1 rRNA gene is annotated in these 3,087 nt (G+C 47.8%); it reads right to left on the bottom strand.

Annotated features, from left to right (window positions below):
- Nucleotides 1–32 precede the first annotated feature (32 nt).
- Nucleotides 33–2,950: ribosomal RNA gene (locus FD33_RS07090) — 23S ribosomal RNA — on the bottom strand.
- Nucleotides 2,951–3,087 lie beyond the last annotated feature (137 nt).

Below are 3,087 nucleotides of genomic sequence, written 5' to 3'. Positions count from 1 at the left end.
TTGAAACACTTCAAACTGCTGTAAACTCTTACTCGGTTAAGTCCTCGATCTATTAGTACTGCTCAGCTCCATGTATCGCTACACTTCCACCCGCAGCCTATCTACGTCATATTCTCTAACGGATCTTACTTCCATAAAGGAATGGGAAATCTCATCTCGAGGGGGGCTTCACACTTAGATGCTTTCAGCGTTTATCCCGTCCATACGTAGCTACCCAGCGATGCGCCTGGCGGCACAACTGGTACACCAGAGGTATGTCCATCCCGGTCCTCTCGTACTAAGGACAGCTCCTCTCAAATTTCCTACGCCCGCGACGGATAGGGACCGAACTGTCTCACGACGTTCTGAACCCAGCTCGCGTACCGCTTTAATGGGCGAACAGCCCAACCCTTGGGACCGACTACAGCCCCAGGATGCGATGAGCCGACATCGAGGTGCCAAACCTCCCCGTCGATGTGAACTCTTGGGGGAGATAAGCCTGTTATCCCCAGGGTAGCTTTTATCCGTTGAGCGATGGCCCTTCCATATGGTACCACCGGATCACTAAGTCCGACTTTCGTCCCTGCTCGACTTGTCAGTCTCGCAGTCAAGCTCGCTTATGCCTTTACATTCTACGAATGATTTCCAACCATTCTGAGCGAACCTTTGAGCGCCTCCGTTACATTTTAGGAGGCGACCGCCCCAGTCAAACTGCCCACCAGACACTGTCCCTCACCACGCTAAGTGATGTAGGTTAGAGTTTTCATATAACAAGGGTAGTATCCCACCAATGCCTCCCTCGAAACTAGCGTTCCGAGATCAACGGCTCCTACCTATCCTGTACATGTCACACAAAAACTCAATATCAAGCTACAGTAAAGCTCCATGGGGTCTTTCCGTCCTGTCGCGGGTAACCCGCATCTTCACGGGTATTATAATTTCACCGAGTCTCTCGTTGAGACAGTGCCCAAATCATTACGCCTTTCGTGCGGGTCGGAACTTACCCGACAAGGAATTTCGCTACCTTAGGACCGTTATAGTTACGGCCGCCGTTTACTGGGGCTTCAATTCTCAGCTTCGCAAAAGCTAACTGATCCTCTTAACCTTCCAGCACCGGGCAGGCGTCAGCCCATATACGTCATCTTACGATTTAGCATAGACCTGTGTTTTTGATAAACAGTTGTTTGGGCCTATTCACTGCGGCTGGCTGTTACACCAGCACCCCTTCTCCCGAAGTTACGGGGTCATTTTGCCGAGTTCCTTAACGAGAGTTCACTCGCTGACCTTAGGATACTCTCCTCGACTACCTGTGTCGGTTTGCGGTACGGGTAGTTTATTTCTAACTAGGAACTTTTCTTGGCAGTGTGAGTTATTGTGCTTCGTTACTAAAATTTCACTCCCCATCACAGCTTGTCCTTAGAGATATAAGCATTTGACTCATATCAAGACTTACTGCTTGGACACGCATATCCATCAGCGTGCACACATCATCCTCCTGCGTCCTTCCATCGTTCAAACAAAATAAACTAGTACAGGAATATCAACCTGTTATCCATCGATTACGCCTTTCGGCCTCATCTTAGGCCCCGACTAACCCTGGGAGGACGAGCCTTCCCCAGGAAACCTTAGTCTTACGGCCGACCAGATTCTCACTGGTCTTTCGTTACTCATACCGGCATTCTCACTTCTAATCACTCCACCACTCCTCACGGTATGGCTTCAATGCAATTACAACGCTCTCCTACCACGTGTCTTACGACACATCCACAGTTTCGGTATCATGCTTAGCCCCGGTACATTTTCGGCGCAGAATCACTCGACTAGTGAGCTATTACGCACTCTTTGAATGAATGGCTGCTTCTAAGCCAACATCCTAGTTGTCTATGCGTTTCCACATCCTTTTCCACTTAGCATGAATTTTGGGACCTTAACTGGTGATCTGGGCTGTTTCCCTTTCGACGGTGGATCTTATCACTCATCGTCTGACTCCCGAGTAAAGATCAATGGTATTCGGAGTTTATCTGAATTCAGTAACCCAAGACGGGCCCCTAGTCCAAACAGTGCTCTACCTCCACGATCCTAAACCTCGAGGCTAACCCTAAAGCTATTTCGGAGAGAACCAGCTATCTCCAAGTTCGTTTGGAATTTCACCGCTATCCACATCTCATCTCAGCATTTTTCAACATACACGAGTTCGGTCCTCCAATGCGTTTTACCGCATCTTCAACCTGGACATGGATAGGTCACTTGGTTTCGGGTCTACATCAACATACTTAGTCGCCCTATTCAGACTCGCTTTCGCTACGGCTCCGACTTTTCATCTTAACCTTGCATGTTAACGTAACTCGCCGGTTCATTCTACAAAAGGCACGCCATCATCCATAAACGGACTCTGACTACTTGTAGGCACACGGTTTCAGGATCTATTTCACTCCCCTTCCGGGGTACTTTTCACCTTTCCCTCACGGTACTGGTTCACTATCGGTCACTAGGGAGTATTTAGCCTTGGGAGATGGTCCTCCCGGATTCCGACGGAATTTCTCGTGTTCCGCCGTACTCAGGATACTGAATGGAGTGGATCAGATTTCGTTTACGAGGCTTTCACTCTCTTTGGCCAAGTTTTCCAACTTGTTCGACTATCATAACCTTTTGTTCTCACAACATCAGTCCTACAACCCTAAAGAGCAAGCTCTTTAGTTTGGGCTATTCCCGTTTCGCTCGCCGCTACTCAGGGAATCGAATTTTCTTTCTCTTCCTGCAACTACTTAGATGTTTCAGTTCATTGCGTGTTCCTCTTGACTGCTATGTATTCACAGGCAAGTAAATATCCATTACGATATTTGGGTTCCCCCATTCGGAAATCCCCGGATCAAAGCTTACTTACAGCTCCCCGAGGCGTATCGTCGTTAGTTACGTCCTTCATCGGCTCCTAGTGCCTAGGCATCCACCGTGCGCCCTTTATAACTTAACCTAAATTAAATTACAAAAAGTAATTTAAAACAATTTGCCATGACTTTCGTCACAGCTGGCAATCAAAAAGATTGCCGCGCAGTTTTCGGTGTTTCTTTAATTCATTAATTCTTAATATCCAGTTTTCAAGGTACGAGT

The organism is Companilactobacillus paralimentarius DSM 13238 = JCM 10415, assembly GCF_001434985.1.
GTDB classification, from domain to species: domain Bacteria; phylum Bacillota; class Bacilli; order Lactobacillales; family Lactobacillaceae; genus Companilactobacillus; species Companilactobacillus paralimentarius.
Note: the sequence above shows the minus strand (reverse complement) of the source record. Positions and strands in the feature narration are given on the sequence as shown.